The organism is Rhodobacter sp. SGA-6-6 (assembly GCF_011043545.1).
Taxonomy (GTDB): Bacteria; Pseudomonadota; Alphaproteobacteria; order Rhodobacterales; family Rhodobacteraceae; genus Pseudogemmobacter.
In genome coordinates this window covers 1-5,315 of record NZ_JAAKGP010000034.1, presented here as the reverse complement: position 1 = coordinate 5,315, position 5,315 = coordinate 1, and the positions used below count along the sequence as shown (strand labels likewise).

Here is a 5,315-nt window from a genome sequence, read left to right as displayed (position 1 = left end):
AACTTGCCCGCCGCACCGGGCCCCGAGACTGGTCCGGTCAGCCGCACGAAAAGCGACCGGCCGGGGTTGTTCTGCAGGTCGCCCACGATCCAGTAGGATCCTTCCCGCCGTCCGGCGGGAAGGTAAGCGCGACAGACGCTCTCAGCATTCTCCGCCAGAGCGCGGATCACCTCTTCGGTTTCAGAATACATGGCTCAGGACCCTCCGCGCGCATGTATTCCTGTCACGGAACAACGTGCAAGCAGACGATCAAGCACTGCGATGCCGCTCGATTCTGCTGGGCAGAAGAGCCGCAGCTTCCAGGCGATGATCTCCGAGAAGAAGCCATCGGCCTTGAGCCGGTCCTTCGCCGCCTGCGTGAAACCGGAGAGTTCGATCCGGTTCACCCCCATGACGCGGGAGCGGTGCAACTCCATCCCTTCTGACAGGCGCACGAGTGTCTTTCCCTCCAGAACGAGGGCATGGACCTGCGCCGCCGAGAGCTTTGGCGCGTCGCTGGCCAGCGTGGTCGCCACCCAGGCGGGCGAGACGCGGCGGCCGATGATGCGTTGGCCGTCATCGGTCTGCAGCCGGTAGACGCGGGTTTCGTCCTGGGGCAATTGCTTCCAGATCGGCAGCAGAAGGCCCGCCACGATGTGCAGCGTGGCTTCCGAAAACTCCGGCACTTCAGCCAGTTCGGAATTCCATGCGGCGGAGAAGGCCGCGCGGTCGGCTTCCAGCCAGTGTGTGTCCTCCATGATCCTGGCCGGGACCGTGCTGGCCTCCGTTGGACGGATCAGCCGCAAGCGGGGCTCGATCGTACCATCATCCAGCATCAGGCTGGTGGCAGGCACCTGCACAACTGCCCGGCCCGAGCGGCTGTTGACCAGCAGGCGCGCCTTCGGATCGTCGAGCCAGTCGAGCGCATCGGCGAGCGAGGTCGGCGTGTTGCGGCGCTTTTCTGCGATGGTCAGGAGCTGGGTTTCCGCGCCGGAGCCGGGATGGGTGTAGATCACACGCGCATCCGTCACCTGAAAGCTCTCGGCGCGCAGCGTCTCGAGCCCGAGGTCGTAGACCCCGGCAGCGATAGCGCCCTCGATTCGCTGGTCGAGGAGTTCCTCGAAGACCGAGAACAGGACCGCCTGCATGTCGATCGTCATCGCCAGCAGGCGATTGAGGAAGGTCGTGATCGGGGGCAGGTCGTCCTTCAGACCTTTGTCATCGGTCAGGCTGAGACCGGTCGCATCCTCAAACGCCCCGAGCGAGCAGCCCGCAACATCATCGCGATAGAGGCGGCGGTAAAGCTGGCGCAGGGCATCGCGGGCATAGGGAGACTCCAGATTGTCCTCCGGCCGGAACAGACCCTGCCCGCCGGTCTGGCGCTGGCCGCGCGTTATCGCACCAAGCGTGTCGAGGCGACGCGCGATGGTCGAGAGGAACCGCTTTTCTGCTTTCACATCGGTAGCAACGGGCCGGAACAGCGGTGGTTGCGCCTGGTTGGTGCGGTTGGTGCGGCCCAGTCCCTGAATGGCCGCATCGGCCTTCCAGCCCGGTTCCAGGAGGTAGTGGACCCGCAGGCGCTGGTTCTTCGCCCCGAGATCGGCGTGATAGCTGCGCCCCGTGCCGCCGGCATCCGAGAAGATCAGGATGCGCTTCTGGTCATCCATGAAGGCGGCGGTTTCCGCGAGGTTGGCAGAGCCCGCCCGGCTTTCCACGACCAAGCGGGCGGCAGAGCCCTCGCCTTTGCGCACGATGCGGCGCGACCGGCCCGTCACTTCCGCCACCAGATCCGTGCCGAAGCGCTGGACGATCTGGTCAAGCGCCCCCGGCACCGGCGGCAGGCTGGCCAGATGCTCGATCAGCGCATCGCGCCGTCGCGCGGCCTCGCGGCATTCCACCGGCTGGCCGGCGCGCGTGACGGGCCGCGAGGAGAGGTTGCCTTCGCTGTCAGTGAAGGGCTCATAGAGCTGCACCGGGAAGGAATGGGCGAGGTAGTCCAGGCAAGCCTCTCTTGGCGTGATGTCCACCCGCACATCGTTCCACTCATCCGTAGGGATGTCTGACAGGCGCCGTTCCATCAGCGCCTCGCCTGTCGAGACGATCTGGATGACGGCCGCGTGGCCTGCGGCGAGATCGGCGTCGATGGCAGCGATCAGGGTCGGGGTTTTCATCGAGGTCAGCAGATGGCCGAAGAAGCGCTGCTTGGCAGACTCGAAAGCCGAGCGCGCGGCGGATTTGGCCTGCCGGTTCAGCGTGCCACTGTCGCCCGTGATGTTGGCGGCCTCCATCGCCGCCGCAAGGTTGTTGTGGATGATGGCGAAGGCACCGGCATAGGCATCATAGATCCCGCGCTGCTCCGGCGTCAGCGCATGCTCGAGCAGCTCGTATTCGACGCCGTCATAGGACAGCGACCGGGCGGTGTAGAGGCCAAGGGACCGCAGGTCGCGGGCGAGGACCTCCATTGCCGCGACACCGCCCGCCTCGATGGCCTGAACGAACTCGGCGCGCGTCGCGAAGGGGAAATCTTCCCCGCCCCAAAGTCCGAGCCTTTGCGCATAAGCGAGGTTGTGCACCGTCGTGGCCCCCGTGGCCGAGACATAGACCACGCGGGCATTGGGCAGCTTGTGCTGCAGGCGCAGGCCCGCCCTGCCCTGCTGCGAGGCTTCCGTGTCGCCACGCTCGCCCTTGGACCCTGCAGCATTCGCCAGGGCATGGCTTTCATCGAACAGGATCACCCCATCGAAATCCGAGCCCAGCCAGTCGACGATCTGGTCGACGCGGGATTTCTTGGTCCCGCGTTCTTCGGAGCGCAGCGTGGCGTAGGTAGTGAAGAGGATGCCTTCGGTCAGCGGGATGTCGCGGCCTTGGGCAAAGCGCGACAGGGGCGTGACGAGCAAGCGCTCCTGCCCGAGTGCAGACCAGTCGCGCTGAGCGTCCTCGAGCAGCTTGTCACTCTTCGAGATCCAGAGCGCCTTGCGGCGGCTTTGGGCCCAGTTGTCGAGCAGGATCCCGGCCGACTGGCGGCCTTTGCCCGCGCCGGTGCCATCGCCGAGGAAAAACCCGCGGCGGAAACGGACGGCATCGGGATCGTCGTCCTTGGCGGGCGAGACCATGTCGCCGGTTTCGTCGACGGTCCATGATCCCGCGAGATACGCGCCATGCGCTTCGCCCGCGTAGATGACCGTCTCCAGTTGGGCATCAGAGAGCAGGCCGTCGCGCAAGACGGCGGCGGGGAGTTTCGGGCGGTAGGAGGGTTTCGGGGGCGCAACGGACGCCATGGCCGCCGACTGCACGAGCTTGGTCGGATGCGGGGCCGCGCCGGGGATGTCGATCGCCTGCAGGCGGAAGGTCTCGTAGATCGCATCCGACAGGCGGGCAGAGCCGAGATCGTCCACCGTCTCGCGCAGTGTGTACCCGAGGTCTTCGGCATCTGGCGCGGAGACATGCACATCCATCTTGGCCGCTGCCGTCGACCGAAAGGGTCGAGCGGTGAGGCCGGAGGAACGGTCGGGAATTACCCGACAAGAGGAAATGGGCTGGGAGCATGCGCCCACACCCGCATCCAACTCGAGGCGTGGCGGGACCTCGGCGGTGATCCGGGCGAGGAGTTGCGCCACATCCGGCGAGATGGAGCGTGCCAGATCGGCGGTAATGCCACCCCGCTCGCCGCCACGGCACTTGTCGAAGACCGAGATCCGGGTCTCGAAGCTGGTGCCATGCTTTGCGAAGGCTGCCCCCGACACAGCGCCGGTGAAGACCAGATGGGCACTCTCGGTCAGGCGGCCGAAGGTCTCGGACCAGGCGGGGGCATCAGGTGCGAAGCTTGCGCCGGTGATCGCGACCAATCGCCCGCCGGGAGCAAGGCGCGCAAGCGCCGAGCGCAGATGCCGGGCCGTCGCCTCGGTCGTCCGGCCATCGACATTTGCCATCGCAGAGAACGGCGGGTTCATCAGGATGACGCTCGGGCGAACGCCGGCGTCCAGATGATCGTCGATTTGCGCGGCGTCGAAGATGGTGACGGGCCGCCCCGGGAAAAGGTGACGCAGAAGATCGGCGCGGGTCTCGGCGAGTTCGTTCAGCGCGAGACTGCCGCCCGCGATCTCGGCGAGGATCGCGAGAAGCCCGGTCCCGGCGGAAGGCTCGAGGACGAGGTCACGGGGCGTGATCTGCGCTGCCGCCATTGCAGCCAGTCCCATGGGCAGCGGCGTCGAGAATTGCTGGAAGCGCTCCATTTCCTCCGAGCGCCGGGTATGCGTCAGCAAGAGACCTGCCACCTTGGTGAGGATGGGCAAGAGTGTTGCGGGCGAGCCCGCCCGGGCCAGCAACGCGCGGCCGAACTTCCGCAGGAAGAGGACGAGCGCCACCTCGCCCGCCTCATAGGCGAGCTTCCAGTCCCAAGCGCCATCGGCATCGGAGCCGCCAAAGGCGCGCTCCATCTCGAGCCGCAGGCGCAGCGCGTCGATCTGGAACCCTTGCGCCAGATCGGGCTGCAGCGCTTCGGCGACGGCGAGGATCGCGGGCGCGGGTTCAGTGGACGGAACAGAAACGGGAGGCGCAACGGGCGCGAGATAGGTCATCGGGAAACTCCGGAATAAGGGACAGGTTCAGGCCCGGACACCCTCTCTCGGGCACCCTCAGGCCTGATCTTCCCCGACCCCCCTCTTCCTCTCGAGCCGACGCGCCCGGACGGTTGGCTTGATTTTGTTCCTGTTATGTTCTATCTTGGGGCCAAGCCAGCAAGGGAGTTTCCCGATGGACAGCACCACATACGACTTGCCCGCAACGCCCAAGCAAATTGCCTACGCGCGTTCCCTCGCCCTGCGTAACCAGACCCTCCTGCCCTGGGAAGTTCAGCAGGACCGCCGGTCCCTGAGCGCCTGGATTGAGGCGCAGGCCCAGCTGAAGCCTGTATCCGACATGGACCGGTTGCCGACCTCGAAGCAGGTGGCCTTCGCGGAGAAGCTCGCCCGCATCAAGCGCCGCGCCGTTCCGGACGAATGCTTCCGCGACAAGGGGTTGATGTCGAAGTGGATCGACGGGAACAAGTGAGCACGGCACCGGCTGGCTCCGGCCTTCCGGAGCTTCTGCCATACCGTGGCTTGGCAAACCGAGCGTAGTTGCCAACCCATAGGTTGGCAGATTAGCCCTTCGGGACATCAGCCTCGGTCAAACTCCTGTCCGAAGGGCCAAGGTCTGCTCCCGGCGGCACGCCGGGAGATACACCGCTGCGATCTTCGGCAACCACCGCAAGTCGTGGCCGTCGCTTAACCCAGCGTCTTCAGACTTTCCTCCACTTGGGCTAGTCCCTCAGTTCTTTGGAAATGTTGGCATTGGAG

General features: G+C 65.9%; 2 protein-coding genes and 1 pseudogene. 1 reads left to right on the top strand and 2 read right to left on the bottom strand.

The features are described 5' to 3' along the window. Positions 1-191 (bottom strand): annotated as a pseudogene (locus G5B31_RS20630) (DNA primase); the annotation flags it as partial. A gap of 3 nt (positions 192-194) precedes the next feature. Beyond that, positions 195-4,556 carry a bifunctional class I SAM-dependent methyltransferase/DEAD/DEAH box helicase gene (locus G5B31_RS20625; protein ID WP_165020072.1) on the bottom strand — a complete coding sequence of 1,454 codons (4,362 nt, stop codon included), beginning with the start codon at positions 4,554-4,556 and terminating at the stop codon, positions 195-197. A gap of 175 nt (positions 4,557-4,731) precedes the next feature. Here G5B31_RS20625 and G5B31_RS20620 point away from each other — a divergent pair, with 175 nt between their 5' ends. After that, positions 4,732-5,028: a hypothetical protein gene (locus tag G5B31_RS20620; RefSeq protein ID WP_165020071.1), complete on the top strand. Its 297-nt coding sequence runs from the start codon at positions 4,732-4,734 to the stop codon at positions 5,026-5,028. The last annotated feature ends 287 nt before the right edge of the window (positions 5,029-5,315 follow it).

Bases quoted from the DNA above. Each gene is read 5' to 3' on its own strand.
- G5B31_RS20625 (WP_165020072.1), bottom strand. From the start codon at position 4,556: ATGACCTATCTCGCGCCCGTTGCGCCTCCCGTTTCTGTTCCGTCCACT.
- G5B31_RS20620 (WP_165020071.1), top strand. From the start codon at position 4,732: ATGGACAGCACCACATACGACTTGCCCGCAACGCCCAAGCAAATTGCC.